Origin of the sequence: Bacteriovorax sp. BSW11_IV (genome assembly GCF_000447755.1) — a bacterium.
Taxonomy (GTDB): domain Bacteria; phylum Bdellovibrionota; class Bacteriovoracia; order Bacteriovoracales; family Bacteriovoracaceae; genus BSW11-IV.
This window is the reverse complement of the sequence record NZ_AUNE01000038.1, coordinates 81,704-99,968: the sequence shown is the minus strand read 5'-3', so window position 1 is coordinate 99,968 and position 18,265 is coordinate 81,704. Positions and strand designations below refer to the sequence as shown.

General features: G+C 34.7%; 14 protein-coding genes. All 14 read left to right on the top strand.

Annotated elements, in window-relative coordinates; genetic code table 11:
• Nucleotides 1–45 precede the first annotated feature (45 nt).
• The 14 genes from M899_RS10680 (at nucleotide 46) to M899_RS10615 (ending at nucleotide 18,207) form a co-directional block, all read left to right on the top strand.
• Entirely contained in the window at nucleotides 46–777 is a 732-nt protein-coding gene (locus M899_RS10680) for a prepilin peptidase (protein WP_021271387.1), read from the top strand.
• Between the two features lie 117 nt (nucleotides 778–894).
• A complete protein-coding gene (gene pilM, locus M899_RS10675) occupies nucleotides 895–1,971 on the top strand; it encodes a type IV pilus assembly protein PilM (protein WP_155897185.1) in 1,077 nt (358 codons plus the stop codon).
• Nucleotides 1,972–2,586, top strand: coding sequence for a PilN domain-containing protein (locus M899_RS10670; RefSeq protein WP_021271396.1), 615 nt, complete (start codon nucleotides 1,972–1,974; stop codon nucleotides 2,584–2,586).
• Nucleotides 2,587–3,252: a type 4a pilus biogenesis protein PilO gene (pilO, locus tag M899_RS10665; RefSeq protein ID WP_021271395.1), complete on the top strand. Its 666-nt coding sequence runs from the start codon at nucleotides 2,587–2,589 to the stop codon at nucleotides 3,250–3,252.
• On the top strand, nucleotides 3,245–3,727 hold the full coding sequence (locus M899_RS10660; protein ID WP_021271480.1) for a pilus assembly protein PilP: 483 nt from the start codon (nucleotides 3,245–3,247) through the stop codon (nucleotides 3,725–3,727). The genes pilO and M899_RS10660 overlap by 8 nt, the downstream gene beginning before the upstream one ends.
• A 72-nt stretch (nucleotides 3,728–3,799) precedes the next feature.
• On the top strand, nucleotides 3,800–5,617 hold the full coding sequence (locus M899_RS10655; RefSeq protein WP_021271475.1) for a type IV pilus secretin PilQ: 1,818 nt from the start codon (nucleotides 3,800–3,802) through the stop codon (nucleotides 5,615–5,617).
• 2 nt (nucleotides 5,618–5,619) lie between these two features.
• On the top strand, nucleotides 5,620–6,840 hold the full coding sequence (locus tag M899_RS17780) for a tetratricopeptide repeat protein (RefSeq protein ID WP_021271431.1): 1,221 nt from the start codon (nucleotides 5,620–5,622) through the stop codon (nucleotides 6,838–6,840).
• A 66-nt stretch (nucleotides 6,841–6,906) separates the two neighbouring features.
• On the top strand, nucleotides 6,907–7,359 hold the full coding sequence (locus M899_RS10645; RefSeq protein WP_034728843.1) for a type II 3-dehydroquinate dehydratase: 453 nt from the start codon (nucleotides 6,907–6,909) through the stop codon (nucleotides 7,357–7,359).
• On the top strand, nucleotides 7,356–7,931 hold the full coding sequence (gene efp / locus M899_RS10640) for an elongation factor P (RefSeq protein WP_021271440.1): 576 nt from the start codon (nucleotides 7,356–7,358) through the stop codon (nucleotides 7,929–7,931). Before M899_RS10645 ends, efp begins: the two co-directional genes overlap by 4 nt.
• A gap of 15 nt (nucleotides 7,932–7,946) precedes the next feature.
• Nucleotides 7,947–8,384, top strand: coding sequence for an acetyl-CoA carboxylase biotin carboxyl carrier protein (gene accB / locus M899_RS10635; RefSeq protein WP_021271429.1), 438 nt, complete (start codon nucleotides 7,947–7,949; stop codon nucleotides 8,382–8,384).
• A 15-nt stretch (nucleotides 8,385–8,399) separates the two neighbouring features.
• Nucleotides 8,400–9,743, top strand: a complete 1,344-nt coding sequence (gene accC / locus M899_RS10630; RefSeq protein WP_021271447.1) for an acetyl-CoA carboxylase biotin carboxylase subunit — start codon at nucleotides 8,400–8,402, stop codon at nucleotides 9,741–9,743.
• Nucleotides 9,744–9,810: 67 nt separating this feature from the next.
• Nucleotides 9,811–11,340, top strand: a complete 1,530-nt coding sequence (locus M899_RS10625) for a hypothetical protein (protein WP_021271464.1) — start codon at nucleotides 9,811–9,813, stop codon at nucleotides 11,338–11,340.
• A complete protein-coding gene (locus tag M899_RS10620) occupies nucleotides 11,327–15,340 on the top strand; it encodes a translocation/assembly module TamB domain-containing protein (protein ID WP_021271378.1) in 4,014 nt (1,337 codons plus the stop codon). The genes M899_RS10625 and M899_RS10620 overlap by 14 nt, the downstream gene beginning before the upstream one ends.
• Nucleotides 15,328–18,207 (top strand): POTRA domain-containing protein, encoded by a 2,880-nt coding sequence (locus M899_RS10615; RefSeq protein ID WP_021271444.1) that lies wholly within the window; start codon nucleotides 15,328–15,330, stop codon nucleotides 18,205–18,207. Before M899_RS10620 ends, M899_RS10615 begins: the two co-directional genes overlap by 13 nt.
• Nucleotides 18,208–18,265 lie beyond the last annotated feature (58 nt).

Sequence of the window (18,265 nt, the reverse complement as noted above, 5' to 3'; positions counted from 1 at the left end):
GTGAGCTTTAACATTATCAGTTTTTTCTTTTTGGTATTTGGGTTAATGATTGGAAGTTTTCTGAATGTTCTAATTTATAGAATTCCAGAAGGAAAAGATTTTGTTAAAGAAAGATCACACTGTCCAAATTGTGGGAAGCTGGTTTTTTGGTATGAAAATATCCCAGTATTGAGCTATATCTTCTTAAAGGGAAAGTGCTCAAAGTGCGGTTGGAAGATTCCTTTGATTTATCCAACTGTTGAAATTATAACAGGATTAGCTAGTTGGGCCTTGATGCCAACAATTCTAGATTCGATGAATCTAGGACTTTATCTCTTCTTCTTTTCTGTTTTTTGTTGTTTTCTCGTTCACTTTATAATCGATGTTAAGGTTCAAATATTGCCCGATGTTATAAATATCTTCTTGGGTGTTGTGTTCTTGGCCTATGCAATTAGCTTTTATAGTTATAACTTTTGGTTGTTAGGTGCTGGTGTTGGCTACTTTTTTCCTTACCTTGTTAGTTATGGTTTTAAGAAATTAAGAGGAGTCGATGGTCTGGGCCTAGGAGACGTGAAGCTCTTTGGGGTTTTAGGGATAATGCTTGGACCTTTGGGGATTGTTCAAAATATCTTCATGAGCTGTATGCTTGGAACAATTGTCTTTTTGATTTTGATTCCAGTTTTTAAGTTGAATCGTGAGACAAAAGTTCCGTTTGGACCTTTCATAATACTTGTTGCTAGTGCTCAAATATTTTTTCCAGATGCATTCGATAAGTTCTCTAGACTTTTATTTTTTTAAATAACTATCTAATTTCTTGATAATAGTTGAATCTATCAGTTATACTTTAACAAGAAGTCAATATAATTCAATAATACTGGACTAAAAAGCTTGGACATAAAAGATCAAACTATTCAAGTGATTGATAAGATCAAAGATATCGTAGGAGTTGGTTCAAAGACTCTTATCGGTATGGATATCGGACAAAGTGCGATCAAATTCGCTGAAGTTTCTTTCAATGGAAAGGAATACAAGCTTGAATCTTATAGTCACGTTCGCTTGCCTGAAGCTGCAATCATTGAAGACGAGATCAATAAAGAAGAAGAAATCATTGCTGCAATTGAAGAAGCATTCAAGGCCGGAAAATTTGGTTCAAAAAATGTCAATATTGGAATTGCCGGACCTAACACTGTTGCGAGAAAACTTCAGTTGGCCGGTGGTGATGATGAAGAGATTGAAGATCAGGTTATATGGGAAGCTGAACAGTACCTGCCGTTTTCTATAGATGATTGTAATGTTGATCATTATGTCATGGGTGAAAATGAAGGTGGTGGTATCGATGTTATGATTGCTGCCGCTAGAAAAGATGTTCTCATGAATTTCAAAAGTATAGTTGAAAAAGCGGGACTTAAAGTAAAGGTTGCAGATTTATCTCAACTAGCACTTTGTAATATTTTTGAACTATCAATGGGTGATCGTTTATTGGAAGAGTCCATGGGGACTTGGATTGTTCTAGATATTGGTGCTCAAAAGACTGAACTCCTTATATATAAAAAAGGCATGCCAACATTTTTGAAAGAATTGAATGTTGGTGGGGGGATGATTACTGAAGAGATCCAAAGACAGCTTGGTGTAAATTATAATGAAGCTGAAGATCTTAAAGTAACTGGTGATGAGCAAGGAAATCTTCCGGAAGAAATTCTCGAAATTATGGATGATGTAGTTGAGGCCATTTTTTCTGAAATTAAAAAAACAATAGATTTCTATGTGAGCTCAACTTCTGATGAAAACTTTACTGGTTGTACAATTACTGGTGGTAGTTCTCTCATTCCAGGTTTAGTTGAAGGGTTGCAAGCTCTTTTAAGTGTTGAAGTTGAAGTAATGAACCCGTTCGATGTTATGGGTTACGATACTAAATATAGTGAAGAAGAAATAAATGATATTGCTTTCAAGGGCGCTACTGTTCTTGGACTAGCTTTAAGGCGTTTAGGTTAGATGATTGAAATAAACCTTCTTGGAAGAAAGAAGAAAAGAAAAATTCCAAAGATTTTAGGCGTTGAAATTACTGAGATTAATTTCAAGATGCTTATTCTTGTGTATTTGCTTTCATTTGTTCCTGAGTTCCTAGTCTATCCTTCTATGGAAGAAGAGATCACTACTATTCAAAATGCAATTGATAACCTTTCTAGGGAAGAAAAAAATCTAACGACGTTCATCAAAAAAAATCAAAATGCTGAAGATAAACTGAAAGCGTTTAATGAACAAGTTGAGTTGTTACGAATTCGATCTGCTCAGGTAGATAAGATTATTAAATCTAAAACGAATCCTCAAAAACTTCTGGAGAAGATGGCGAGAAGTATTCCTGAGGATATGTGGTTAGACGAGTTGGAAGTTAAAGGCGATAAGAACTTTGCCATGAAAGGGGCGTCAGTCACTTATAAGAGTATTGGAGATTTTATTCGCTTAGGAAATGAAGCGAGGTTTTTCAACAATACACTGCGCTTAAAAACATCTGAAACGAAGTCCGAGAAAATTGGAGGAACTGACTATAGATTAGAACGTTTTGTTATTGAAGGTACAATTGAAACTTTTGATCCGTGGTCTGAATAGATGAAGGCGCTAATAAAAAATCTTCACATTTTTCTTTTTGCTTACTTTGCTTACCAAGGTTGGCTGAAGTACAACGAAATCGTTGAAAGAAAAGTTCAAATCCAAGAAAAAGAGCCTGTTATTAGGGCGCGTATAGGTAAACTTAAACGACAGAAAAAAGAGATTAATGATTTTCTTCTTTCAATTGCTGAAGCTAAGAAAAGAATTGAGCTGGTTGCAACTGAAGTTGAAAAGATACAAAAGAAACTACCAACAGCAATTAGTGATGCTCAAAACCTAGAGTTTATTAAGAAAGTTGCCGAAGGTTTAAATATTAAAAATATTTATCTTTCACCAAGAGATGAAAAGAATGAAGGCTTTTATATAACTAAAAAGTATGAATTCAAGGCATCTGGAACGTTTCTACAATTTCTAATTTTCTTAGAAAAAATCGGAGATGCAGAACAGTTGTTAAATATCGGTGAAGTAAAAATTGAAAAGAGTACGAACCCTCAAAAAGGTCGCTTCCAAGTTGTAAACTATACGGCAATGGTAGAGTCTTTTAGATATAATGAGAATTATAAAGAGGATCGAGGAATTGAGGCCATTGAACAAAAGTTCTCAAAACCTACAGCTCCAAAGAATCCAAGACGTAGAGGAAGAGGTAAAGGAGCAGATGATGAGTAAAATCTATTTGTCTTTTATCTTAGCTGTTCTATCTGTGAATATATTAGCAAATACGGCCGATCGTAAATCTGAAATGATTTTGCGTCAAAGTAAGACGAATATATCAAATCCTCTGGAATTGCGTGATCCATTTAAAATGCCACCAATGAAGAGAAAGAAAAGAATTGATGAAACACGTTTTGAAACTAGTCAATTCACTAACCTCAAGTCAATTGACAATATTCCTCTGGAAAATATTAGAATCGTAGGGATACTTCTTGGTAAAGAAAGAAGGGCCGTAGCGAGAATTGTTGGTACTAATGCTGGTGATCAGGCCAATGAAACTTATATTTTAAAAGAAGGGATGAATCTTGGTTTAAATAAGGCCGAGATCAAGGCGATTCTTCCAGGTGGTATTGTTTTAGTTGAGAAAATCACTAACGTATACGATGAAGAAGAATATCTAGAGACGATTATTCCTGTATCAAGTGAATAAATCTCTTTTGCGAATTTAAAATAGTGTTATAATTAGTAATAGTTACTTCTTTAAACCTTAGGATGAGGTGGTATGAAGAAAGGATTTATAATCGCCCTTGCAGCGATTTTCTTCACAAATGTTGCATATTCAGTCGAATTACAGAAAATTGATTTCACGCAAAAAGGTGAGATCAGTGAGCTAGAGTTAGTCTTTGATGGAAATGATGTTGAAGCATCTAAATTTCAAGATAAAGAATTCAAACAAATTATTATCGATGTGAAAAATGCTAAGGCCGTAGAAAAGGTTCTTAGGGGTTTTGATACATCTGAATTTTCTGGAAGTATTGTTTATGTGTCAGCATATAAAAAACCAGAAAACCCTAATGATGTACGTGTTGTTCTCCAGTTAAGAGATAACGTTCGATCACTTCTAAAAAGAAAGCCAAATAGAGTAGTACTAGAAGTAGAAAATCGATTCGGAGTTTTTTCTGAAAATACAGTTTCAAAAGGACAGTCTTTTGATGAAAAACTTGCTGAATCTGTTAACGAAGACTCAAAAATCAATGTCCCAAAGTCTGATTCAGTAGAAGATATCTTAGAGAATTTAACTCTGAGTGGAAGAAAGAAATACATTGGGAAAAAGATTACAATTGATGTTAAAAACTTAAAGATTTCAAATATCCTGAAAATGATTGCTGATGCTTCAGGGTTCAACATCATCATGACAGAATCTGTTGAAAAATTACCACCATTAACATTGAATTTGGTTAACGTTCCATGGGATCAGGCCTTAGATACAATTCTTGGTTTAGGTAAGCTGGTTGCTAAGAAGAATGGGATCATTCTTATGATCAACACTTTGGAGCAAGCGGCAAAAGAGCAAGAAAAAGAACTTGAAGCGAAAAAGCTTAAAGAAAAAGATGAGCCTCTCGTTACAAAAGTCTTTTTGATTTCTTACTCAAATACAAAAGATCTAATCAAAATCATTGAGCCATATCTTACTAAAGGTAGAGGTACAATTGCACTAGATGAGAGAACAAACTCTTTAATTGTTAAAGATACAGTAGATTCATTAGATAAGGCCAAGAAGATCATTGAGCTTCTTGATAAGCAAACACCGCAAGTTCTTATTGAATCAAAAATTGTTGAAGTGACAGAAGGGTATAAAAAAGAAATTGGACTTAAAGAAGGATTCAATTTCGGTTACGACCCAGTAGGGAATGTTGGAAGCAATATAAGTACTGTTGGTGCTGACTTAGATAGTGGTGCTGATGGTGGTCCAGGATTTACTTTAAGTTCAGCTCCGTCATCAGGAGAAGGGGCAAGAGATCTTTTTGGACTACAAATTACTAGGTTTGGTAGACTTTTAAATCTTAACTTCAAGCTTCAACTGATGGAAAGTGAGTCAAAAGGTAAGATTGTTGCTTCTCCAAAAGTAATTACTCAAAATAAGAAAAAAGCAGTAATTAAAACAGTAGATACAACAAGTTTTTCTACTACAACTGGAGCAGGAGATGCTGCAGTAACTTCTTTCCAACAAACAGATGCATCTTTAACACTAACAGTTACGCCACAAGTTACCAACGAAGGCTCTATCTCGTTGGAAATTGAACTAGCGAAAGAACAATTTGGTACGAGACCAAGTGCTCAGGCGCCACCTGACAAGCAGGCCAGATCGGTTAATACAAATGTTCTTGTTGAAAACGGTTCGACAATCGTTCTTGGTGGGGTATACAATTTTGAAAAGAGAGAGACTCACTCAGGGGTTCCATTTTTAAAAGATATTCCACTTCTTGGTTGGTTCTTTAGAACACCTTCTGGTCCAGAGATTAATAAGAACGAACTTATTATTTTCATGACTCCAAGAATTATAAATCAGGAAGAAGCTGGATTATCAAATAACGGTTAATAATGAAAGAATCTGACGTATCGACACCTTTGATTGAAAAATACACGGAGACTTTGGAATCTAATCCGAAGTCTCGAGTGTTTGCGCCTTTAGCAGAGGCCTACCGCAAGTTAGGCATGACTAAGCAGGCATTAAAGATTTTACAACAAGGTATTAGATATAATCCGGATTATATTCTAGGTCATTTAGGGATCGCTCATTGTTATTTCGATTCAGGTGAATATGTCTTGGCATACAATACATTAAAGCCTTTGATTGCAGGGAATCGAGACAATATTCTATTACAAAGACTTTATAGTGATGTGTGCTTAAAGATTGGTCACAATGAAGAGGCCCTTGAGACTTTTAAGTTCCTTCTTTTTATTAATCCGCGTGATGAATATACAGCTAAAAAAGTAAAAGAGTTAGAAGATTCGATTTATCCAGCACCAGGTGGAAGACCAGAATTTGTCATCAGTGAACAACCTGCGCAAGAAGATTATTTTAGAGTCGATAATATTAAAACTTCTCATGACATTGATGAATTTGATGAGTGGGTTGAAGTTAAATTATCACCTGAGGAAGTTGTTGTTACAAAAAATAATAACGATCAGGACTTTGATAATTGGTCTGTGCAAAAAGAAATCAAACAAGAAGAAGTACTTGTTGAAGAGCAAGAAGATGAATTCTTTGTTGATAAAGAAATAAAAACAAATGAAGATTCAAAATCTTCTTCTATGTTCACTCAAACATTGGTTAATCTCTATTGCGGCCAGGGTCACTTTGCTAAGGCCAAGGAAATTTTAGAGAAGATCATTGAATTAAACCCTAATGATGAAGCGGCAAAGCTCAAATTAGCGGAAGTTGAAGAGATTACATCTCCAAAAGAAGTTCAAAGACCAGCTCCTGCTCCAGCGCAAGTAAAAGTAATTAAAGAAGAAAATGAAGATGATGGTCGTAAGAACCTCATGAGCTTCTTTGATACAAAAATTAAAAACTTTAAAGATGAGATTGAGGCAGAGGAAAAGGCCTTATTTGAGTCCGATGAAGATGAATTTGAATATGAAGAAGAGTCTTCAGCGTTTGAATTTGATGGGGAAATGCTTGTAGAAGAGCCTGTAATCTCAATGGTTCAGGAAGAAATTACTGCAACTCCAATCGATACTTCTCATTTAGAAGAAAAGCTGTGGTCGTTTCATGCTTTATTGAAACAACGCGCAGAGCAATCTATGCGTCATCTATAGTCAACACTTTACAATTAATGCTCTTTTTTGCTATTTCTTTATGCACTGAGAAATAGAGAGAGAGCTATGGCCAATAAATTCATTGTCATCAATGGACCCAACCTAAATATGCTTGGAACAAGAGAAACTTCAATATACGGAAGTTTAACTTTGGATGAAATTGCAAAGTACACTGAAAAAAGGTTGGTCGAACTTGGACAAAAAGTCGAACTCGAGTGGTTTCAATCCAATAGCGAATCCGCGCTCATTCAAAAGATACAATCATTAGTAAATTCTGATATAAAAGCACTAATTATCAATCCTGCTGCCTACTCACATACAAGCGTGGCCATTCTTGACGCACTCAAGATGTTGCCAATGCCGATAGTGGAAGTTCACTTAAGTAACACACATCATAGAGAAAGCTTCAGGCAGGTAAAGTTGACGGCCAAAGCCTCCACAATCATAATGGAGGGCCTAGGAAAAAACGCATATTTAATGGCAATCTTAGCACAATTATATAAAGAGGAATCGTTATGAGTGAAATTCAAACAACAGATTTTAGAAAAGGTCTTAAGGTAGAAGTTGAAGGGAAACCGTATATTATCATCAAGTGTGATTTTACTAACCCTGGAAAAGGTTCAGCTTTCTATAAAGTTAAGATGAAAAATCTTGAAAACGGAAACATGCTTGAGCGTACATACAAGTCAGGTGTTGCTACAGGTGTTATGAGACCAGATCTTCTTGAGAGAGAAGTTGAGTACATGTACTCAGACACAGACGGTTTCAATTTCATGGATCAATCAAACTTCGAATCAATTCACGTAAACACTGATCAGTGTGGTGATGCAGCTTTATATCTTCAAGAAGGTATCAAATTATTTGTTCTATATTACAACGGGAAACCAATCTCAATTGAATTACCAAACTTCGTAGAATTGAGAGTTACTGAGACAGATCCAGGTTTAAAGGGCGATACTGCACAAGGTGGTATGAAGAAAGCTATTATGGAAACAGGTCTGCAAATTAACGTTCCATTGTTTATCACAGAAGGTGAAGTTCTTAGAATCGACACTCGTACAGGCGAGTACGTAGAAAGAGTTAAGGCTTAATCAAAAGAGGGAATTATGGATTTTGAAAAACTAAAAGAATTTATTTCTATCGCTAAAGATGCAGGTGCTAGCGCACTTGAATATGAATCAGGAAAAGAAAAATTTGCTGTAGAATTTCCAACAGCTTCTTCTCATGTTGCTCCAGTTATGGCCGCTCCGGTTGCTCATGCACCTGTTGCAGCTGCAGCAGCTCCTAAAGCGAAAGCTGCTTCTGGACTTATCGAAGTGACTTCTCCATTTGTTGGAACGTTTTATGCTTCACCATCTCCAGATTCTCCTATTTATGCAAAAGTTGGAGACAGAGTTAGTCCAGGCAAAGTTCTTTGTATCGTTGAAGCAATGAAGATCATGAACGAAATTGAATCAGAAGTTTCTGGTGAGATCGTTGAACTTTGTGTTGAAAACGAAACGTACGTTGAATTTGGACAAGTTCTTTTTAGAATTAAGCCTTAAAAAAAAGAGGGCCTTATGAAGTTCAAAAAAGTACTCATTGCCAACCGTGGTGAAATTGCTGTGCGTATTCTACGTACATGCCGCGAGCTTGGTATTGAAACAGTTTGTGTTCATTCGACAGCTGATGAAAACTCATTGCACGTTAAACTTGCTGATGAGTCGGTATGTATTGGGCCAGCAAAGTCTGCTCTTTCTTACCTAAATATTCCTTCAATTTTATCTGCTGCAGAAATTACTGGAGCAGATGCTGTTCACCCTGGATTTGGTTTCCTTTCAGAAAATAAAGAGTTCGCAACTCTTTGTAAGAAGTGGGGACTAGAGTTCATTGGACCAAACGTAGATTGTATCGATAAAATGGGAAGTAAAATTCTATCAAAAGAACTTGCTGAAGAAGCAGGTCTTCCTATTTTGAAGCCAATTAAAGTTAATGGTCGTACGGATAGCGAAATTGTAGAAGATGCAAGAACTATGGGATACCCTGTTCTTATTAAAGCTTCTGCCGGCGGTGGTGGTCGTGGTATGCAGAAAATTGATCAAGAAAAAGATCTATTGCCTGCAATTACAAGACTAAAGTCTGAGGCCAAAGCTGGATTTGGTGATGATACACTTTTCATCGAAAAGTATATTATGAATCCAAGACACGTAGAAGTGCAGATTCTTGCAGATAAACATGGAAATGTTGTTCACCTAGGTGAAAGAGATTGTACTGTTCAAAGAAGATTTCAAAAAGTTGTTGAGGAATCTCCATGTCCAGTATTAACTCCAGAAATTAGAGAGAGTATTTGTCAGTCTGCCGTAAACTTGGCTAAATTTGTTGGTTATGATTCGGTTGGTACTGTTGAATATCTATACGATCAAGACGAGCAAAAGTTCTACTTCATGGAAATGAATACTCGTATCCAAGTAGAACACCCAGTTACTGAACAAAGAACAGGAATTGACCTAATTGCTCAACAAATTAAAGTTGCTGCTGGAGAGAAGCTTTCGTATAAGCAAGAGGATATTACATTTAAAGGACATTCAATTGAGTGTCGTATTAATGCAGAAGATCCTAAGACGAATATGCCATCTCCGGGTGAAATTGTTTACTATCACAGACCAGCAGGTATTGGTGTTAGAGTAGATGATTTTATCTATTCTGGTTATAAAGTTCCTCCTTTTTACGATTCAATGATCGCAAAAGTGATCGTGAGTGGTAATTCAAGAGAAGAGTGCATCAACAGAATGATTCGCGCCCTAAATGAAACTTTCATTGAGGGAATTAAGACGAATAAAGAGCTCCACCTTTCAATTTTGAAAGACAAAGATTTTAGGGGCAATAATTACGCTACAAATTTCTTGGCCTTGAAAATGAAGTAAAATAAGGGAGTTAGAAAGTTGTTTTAAAGACTGACTTTTTAACTCCTTTTTTTATTTTGGAGGTCATGTGGATCTAGAATATTTAGATTCATTAATTTCATCTGGACGATTCCACGATGCACTTTTTTATTTGAAAAGTGTTTCTCAAAATAATTCTTTATCAAAAGAAGATCTTGTATTTTTATTTTCAAAAAAAATTGAAATCAAAAAAATGTTAAGAAAAGAATTTTTTGATGAGCAGAAAAAATTATTAATTAATTTGTATGAAATGAAACAATCTTTAGAGATTGCTAAATATTTCGAAGAAAATGAGAACGCACAATTTTCATTAACCGAGTATGAAATCATCTGTCATTCTCTGATTGATATTGGAGAGCTCGCTTCTGCTAAAAATATTGCACATAGATGTGTCTCAGAATTAATAGAGGAACACTTATATTTTAAACTTCATAATTTTCTAAGAGAAATTTCTAATCGAGGATTAGAAATAGATAATATTGCACAGATAGAATGTAAAATTGCCATGGGCCTTGGAAGAACAGCTGAGTTGCTAGAAATTGAAGAGGATGTCGTTCTTGATGAATTAGAGCTACACAAGAGAAGAGAATCTTTGATTAGAAGACATGAGGTGAAAAGGATTTGGAATAAAAGAGAAAAGTCCGATGAGAAATACTTTAGCAATGCTCTACAAATGCTTTTATATGAACCTTTTGACAAAGATGTATTAAATGGATTGGTTCGAAAATTTTTTCTAATGAAAAGAAAGGAAGCATGCGAAGTTCTTACAGCTATCTTACTGAATGATGAAAATTTTAATCTTACTCAATATGAACAAGAGGAGCTAATTGAGATTCAATTAGAGATTAAAAATTTCCCAGATTTTATATATGGTGAAGAAGTGGATCTTGGAACTGATTTATTTTTTTCAGAAGATTTGGATGTTGCCTCTGAGTTAGAGAATAAAATTTCACTATTACTCAAAATGAATGATAAAGAATCAGCACGTCAGTTAATTGAAGATCTAAAAGTTAATGAACCAGAAAATCCGCTCGTTGAAAAATTGGAAAAGAAGTATTTTGATGTGACAGGTACTCGTTATATATACGAACCGGCACAAAACAACAGCGGTGAGCTAACTCGCTTATTGGAAGAGTTTCAAATATCATCTTCCCGAGGTTTCGAAGAAGATAAAGTATTTTTTAAGAAAAATATTGAAGTTATGAGCGAAGACGAACTTAATTCTGTCTACTATGATTTATGTGTCGCTCTTATGATGATGGATTTTCCTGATTTAGTAGTTTTTATCCTGGATTTAATTGGCCAGAGTGAAAAGGATGAGGAAAATATAAAACGTCAGTATTTAGTTATCTGTGCTCATATGCAATTAAAAAATTATTCAAAAGCACTAAATGAAGCCGAGGGATCATTAGAATATTTACCGCTAATGGAAACGGAGAGGATAGATTTTTATTATTTAATTGCTGAGTGTTATAGAAAGATTGGTAGAAAAATTGATGCTTTGAAGTACTATGCTAGAGTCTTTCAAATGGATCAAAATTATAGGTTAGTGAAACAAAGAATTAATGAAAGGTATTAGAATAAATAGAATTTTATTTTTGTTCTTTTTCTTGGTCGCCGCAATGCTTGTGGGGGCGAGATTATTTGTGCAAAGTGAATTTCTTGGTAAGTACCTATCGAATCAAGTTCATGAATTAGTAAAAAATAAAATCGGTGCGGATGTTAAGTTTAGCAATATCGAAATCGGTTTCTTTCCTCCTGCGACTTATCTTAGAAATACAGAGTTTAAAATGAATACGAGTTCTGATAGCTGGGTTGATTTAAGGGCCGAGCTATTAGGGGTAAGTTTTAGTATCGTTGACTTACTTAAGAAAGAATTGAGCATTAATGAGATTTCTCTTGATGAGGCTGAAATTTTTGCGAAGGTAAGCGGACAATCAGAGAAATCTGAAGAGAGGAAAAACTTAGACGTAAAATATTTGTTCTCAGAAATTAAAGGCGAAGTTTTAGAGAAATTGCCGATCACTGTTAGAAGTGTAATGGTGACAAATACGCTTCTTTTTTTGAATGATGCAACTGTATCAATTGAAGAGCTATATGCTGCTAATTTGAGAAAGAGTTTAAGATTCAGCGGACATTTAAAAAGTATTAAGAGTGGTCGATCGAAAATTGATCAGTTTTTAAAAAGAGATTCTATCATTTTTGATTTAGAAATGACTGAGGATAAGCTTAGGCTCGTTAACGTTGAAATTACCGACAAGTTAAATAAGCTGAGAGCACATGGTGAAATATCTGACAACCTCGAGAGTGGGAATATAAAGCTTAACTTGGATTATACAGGTGGTGTTGAGGATATTATTTCAGAACTAACAACAGATCATATTGGTGTATCTGGATATGTTGAACTTAAAATTGGCCTTTCAAATAAGATAAAAAATCCAATAGCAAATATTAAAGTGCATGGAACATCCATAAAAAGTCCATACATCAATGCTGATGAAGTTATGGCGGAAGCAGAATTGGACGACAAAAAAATTACTATTAAAAAAGGATTCGCAAAAAAAGAGCGAGGAGAAGTTCGAAATAGAGAACCAATAGTTCTTGAATTGCCAAATGTTGATGTCATTAACTTACCGCTTACATTAAAAAATGTGAATACGAACGATGCCTTATACGCTGTGCCGGATCTTGTTGGTTTGAAGGGATATCTTTCAGGTGATGTAAATATAAATATAACAAAAGAATCTTTGACCTTCCAAGTTGCGAAGGACAGTAAGATAATAAGTCCAAAATATATTGTTGAAGATTCTTCTGCACCTATAATAACTCCAAAAGATATAACCTTTGAAGCTTCAACTGTCGTTGTCGATTTGATTCAAGAAATTGTTTTTTTGAATTTAAAAGGAAAAAGTGGTGAAGTAACTCAACTTAATATCAATGGTAAAATTCAAGGTAAAAAAATAGATATTCGTGTTGATAAAGGTGAATTTGATTTTCAAGAATTCGGGCCAATTGTTGGTTTTCCTATAATTGGAAAAGGTATTGTTGGCCTAGAAGTACTAGGCAGTGATGATGGCGATGTTGAATTTATCGCTGATATGGACCTTGAAGAATTTTCAGTTCTAAATTTTAGAGCTAGAAAAATTAAAGGAATCGCAGACTTTAATCTTAATAAAGTATTCTTGAAATTGAGAGATATAGTTTTCGATTTTGATAACACTTATGGTGTAGCAGAGGGATTCATCAACTTTAATTCAAAAGCAATTGACTTAGGTTTTAATTTTGAAAAAACAAGCTATAGAGACATCTTCTATATTGTTGAACCATTCTTTAAAGAGAAAAAAATATATCTTCCTGAAAATGTCCGATCAAATGTAAAAGCAAAGCTTCAACTTTCAAATACATTAGATAATTTAATTGTGATAGGACAAACAGAGACCTTAGATATGGATATTGGGGGTGAAACTTTTGAAAATGGTTTTGCTCGACTTAAGATTACAGATAAAGAAATCTTTGTTGATGATATAAAGGTACAAAAAGGACAAGGGACTCTATCAGGAAATATTCACTTATATGAAGGTGAAATAGACGATGTGGTAATTAGGGCAAACGACTATCGCCTAAGGGATATTGATCTTTATAGAATTTCGGGAATAGGTCTAGATGGCCAGATAAATGGAAAAATTGAAATACGTAAGCTGTTTGGCGAACAAGTCGCTAATGGAGATATTCTTTTAAAAAACTCAAATATCGCAAATGTTCAAGTCGATGATTCAGTTCTTCAATTCAATTTAAAAGATAAGGTTTTAAACTTTAATTCACAGTTTATTGGCGACAGTATGAGCGCTGAAGGTAGTGTTAATCTTTCTAAAGAATTAGAGTCAAAAGTTAATCTTAAATATGATTTTACAAATTTAAGAGAATTGTTTGGGATTATTTCAGAACATAATATTTCGGACCAGAGTTTAAGCGGAAGAATAAAGGGGGAGACCTCTGCGCAGTTTAAAATTGGCAATATTGAAGATATGGACTTAGATGTACGAGTTGATGAATTAAGTCTCAAAAGAGGAGCATCACGAATAACGTTGAATCAGCCTTTTGGAATGAAAATGAATAAAGGTGTAGTTGAGAATTCTTCATTTCGCCTGAATCAGAATAATAAAAATATTACGACACGTTTTAGTGGAAATATGAAAAGTGGTGTTCGTATAGAACAGAATTTAAATATTGATGGGGATTGGTTAGAGCTTATTTCGCCAAAGGTTTATAAAGTGGCCGGCGATATTTCTGGAAGAGGAGTGATCACTGCTTCGACAACAAAATTTGAAAATTTCTATGAATTAGAAATAAAAAACGGCTCACTAAGAATTGCGAATATTCCAAACGTATTTTCCGATCTTGAAGGTAAAGTCACAATTGATGGAACTAGGGTACTAATTCAGGATATCAGTGCAAATTACGGTGGAGGAGCTGTTCTTGGTGATGGTGTTGTTAATATTGATGTTCCTTTTCCTGAGGTACAGTTAAATTATCAAATTCAGGATTCATTTTTACCACTTTTCAAAAAATCTGGGGCATTAATTTCTGCAGAAGGATCTCTAAGTGGAAAAAGAATTCCATATATTCTTGATGGTCGAGTGAGTATTAAGGGTGGAAGTTTTAAAGATGAATTTTCTGAATTCACAAAAAGTGAAATTATACCATCTAGTGTCTATCAGTTTATTCCAGAGAAACGAAGTCTAGAGACAAAAAACTTGATCGACTTGAATCTACAGTTAGGTGTTTCAAGTCCTGTTTATATTGAAAATAGTCTCTCAGAGCTCCAGTTTAGTGGGAACGCTAGAGTCAGCGGTGATTTATCGAGACCTTTAGTTGATGGAGACTTTGTATTTATTCAAGCATTAAGTAAATTTAAATTCAAAGGACATGAGTTTGTTTTGCAAGAAGGGCGAGTTAGTTTTGAATCAAAAGATCAATCTGTTACGCCAGACTTATTCTTTGTTGCCTCAAGTCAGGTCAATCAATATGATATCAAGCTTGAAGTCAGAGGAAAGGCCAATAACTTAGATATTAACTTAACTTCTGAACCATATCTGGTTCAAGAGGATATTCTTTCTTTATTAACTCTTGGTGTAACATCTGATATCTCACAAGGCCTACAGTCTCGTGAAAGAGAGAACGTTACAACGCTGGGGTTGAGTACTCTACTAGTAGATCAGCTAAAAATTAATGAAGGACTAAATTCGTCTCTAGGTCTAAGGCTAAGTGTACTTCCTGAATTTGGTGAAAACGAGCAAACACTATTACAGGGAAAATCTGGTGTTAGTGATGGTGAAGTTAGCCGTTATAAGAGTGCCACAAAAGTGAAAATTCAGAAGAATATAAGCGAAAAAGTAGACTTATCATTGTCGAGTACAATTGGTGGGTCATTAGAACAAAAGCAAGAAATGAACTTGAACTTTAATATCAATAAAAACCTTTCCGTTGAAGGGGTTTATGAATTAAAGTCTAGTAGTGAAGAAACAATAGATACACCTGATTCGGTCGGGGCGGATATAAAATATAAATGGTCGTTTTAGTTACGTTAATTCTTACATTTTTGACTGCATTTAATTGCTTTGCGAGCGATAAGATAACTCATATTACTGTTAATTGCGATATTGAAGATATTTGCGAGGAATACCAAGAAAAGTTTGAGGACTTAGTTGGAGTTGAAGTTTCAAATCTTAGGGAGAAAATTAATTTTAAACTCCTAGATAATTCAATCCAAAATTTTTCATACCTCGTTCAAAAAAACAACCACTCGCTAGATCTTGTTTTAGATGTTGGTGTGAAAAGAAAGGTTGCCGAGATTACGTTCACTTTTGATGAAGAAGTAGACCTAAAAGAAATAAAGCAGAAGATCTCTCTAAAAGAGGATGAGTTCTACTCTGATCAACTTCTTGCTAAAACATATGATGAAATTCAAAAGTTTCTAAAAGAGCATGGCTTTTATAACTCAGTCTCGTCATTAAATATTAATGAAAAGGGTGAGTTTATAAGTTTAAATTTCGATATTAAACTCGGTGAGTACTCGAAAATTTCAGATATCCAAATTTCATCGGGTCTTTCTTGGTTAAATAATTTTGTATTTCAAAGGTTGAAAGAAAACAAAGGAAAGATTTGGGACAAATCAATGTTCCAGTTAAAAGTTGATAGAGTTCATGAGGAAATGTTCAATCTCGGCTTTTATGAGATTAAAACAAATTTAAAAGAAGTCTCTTTCGATAATAATAAAGATGCAACAGTTCTCGTTGATATCATACCGGGGAAGAGATATGCCTTTTCATTTTCTGGCCTTAGTGTTTTTTCGAAGCAAGAAATAATTGCTGAATTGAAAACAACGATTAAGAGTCAGGGACAAAAATTTAATGAGAATGATATTCGTGAAGTACTTTTACAATTGTATCAATCAAAGGGTGTCTATAATACCAAAATTAATTTCGATATTCGTCGTGGGATAGATATAAATGAAATTCCTTATGTGAATTTCTATGTTGAAATTAAGGAAGGAAATAAAATACGTATCAATAAAATTGACTATGAAGGAATAAAAAACTTCGACGTGAATTTCGTGAATAAGCTCTATGCTAAAAAAGCTACTCCAATCGCTAGTAGTGGTTATTTAGACGAAGAATATTTGAAAACGTTTGTTGAATTGTTGAAAAGAGAATATTTACAACAAGGCTATCTATTCTCTGAAATTGTAAATCCTACAATTCGTTTTGATGAAAGAAGAGAAAATGCTGATGTTTCGTTTTTAATTATAGAGAGACAGCAAACAGTTTTGAAGGAAGTTATTGTTGATGGTGTAAATAAAGATTTAAATCTAATTGTTGTAAATGGTCTAAAAAATAAAGAAAATCAGCCGTTGAATGTCATTGCATTAGAAAAAGATCTTGAAGAAGCATTGTCCCTTGTTCGTGAAAACGGTTATTACTTCGCAGAGTATGCCAATCGTGACCCGAAAAAAGTTGTGAGCTATACAAATAATTTTAGAGAAGCAACCTTGAAACTCTCTCTTAATACAGGGAAAGTGACTTTGTTTGATAGTCTAGTCGTGACAGGACTTATTAAGACAAAATACGAAGTAATTGAAAGAGAAGTTCAATTAAAGCGACTTGAGAAAATTACTCCAAAGTTAATTCAAGGAATTCAAAATAGAATCTCACAACTTGGTTTATTCTCTGTTGTTCGAGTTACACCCTATGTTTCAACGTCATCTGGAGCAACAGATAAAACACAAGTAAATCTCTTAATCCAAGTTAAGGAGAAAGATTTCGGACAAGCTGAGTTGGCCCCAGGTTATAGAACTGATCTAGGTATTAAGTTCTCTGGTGGTGTTTCGATGAACAATATTAATGGTCTCAATAGATCATTGAGTATGAAGGTTTTAGCTAACTGGAGACTAAGTTTTAGTGGTCTAGATGATAGAAGAAGGCAGGAAGAGAAGAGATTGTTGGAAGGTGTCGCAAGGTTTTCATTTGTTGAGCCTTATCTTGGCTATAGACTTTTAGGGACTAAGCTTGAGGGGGAACTCGCAGCATCTATGCAAAGAAAGAGGTTTTCATCTTTTGATGCCGACATTATAAGATTTTCACCGCAGCTATCAAAAACTTTCAATGATGTTTTTTCCGCAACTTTACGATATCAGCTCGAGTATATCGATCAATTTGATGCAACAAGAGAGATCGACGACGATTCATTTCGTATTGGCTCGATCATACCTTCTATCACGCTTGATTTTAGGGACAATGCACTTAATCCAAGAAAAGGGGCCCACTTTGCTTTATCTTGGGAGTTTGCAAACAAATACTTCTATTCGATGCAAGATGACGACTTAATGATCAACTTCAATAAACTTGTTTCAAGAAATCGTTTTTACTATCCGTTTAGTGACAGTGTTGTTCTGGCGGCATCAGTTGCTGGTGGAGTTGAGAAAAACTTTTCACGAGGATTTAGAAAAGATAGCTCTGGAATAATTCTAAAAGATGAAGACGGAAATGCTATCCCAGTAGGATATATTCCAAGTTTAAAGGTATTTCGTTTAGATGGTATTGATCAAGTTAGAGGTTTTTACTCTGATGAGATTAATAGACTTGTGGATGGACGCGAAATTGGGCAAGTTGTCATTTCTGATAAGGCCTATTTTGTGAATATAAAGATAGAGCCTCGCTATTACGTTAATGACAATGTTGTTCTGGGGCTATTCTTTGACGCTGGTCGCCTTTATACAACATCAGTTAACGTTATGAAATTACGTACTTCTGCAGGGACAACTTTCAAATTTGTGACCCCTGTTGGTTCTCTCGATTTCGATTATGGTATAAAGATGCAAAGACAAACTAATATCGAGAATAGAAGAGAGTCTTTTGGACGCTTTCAGCTCTCGATTGGATTTTTCTAGGCCTGCATCATTATTACATTATACCCATTGACTATAGGCCCCAAAGCGATTATAAGGG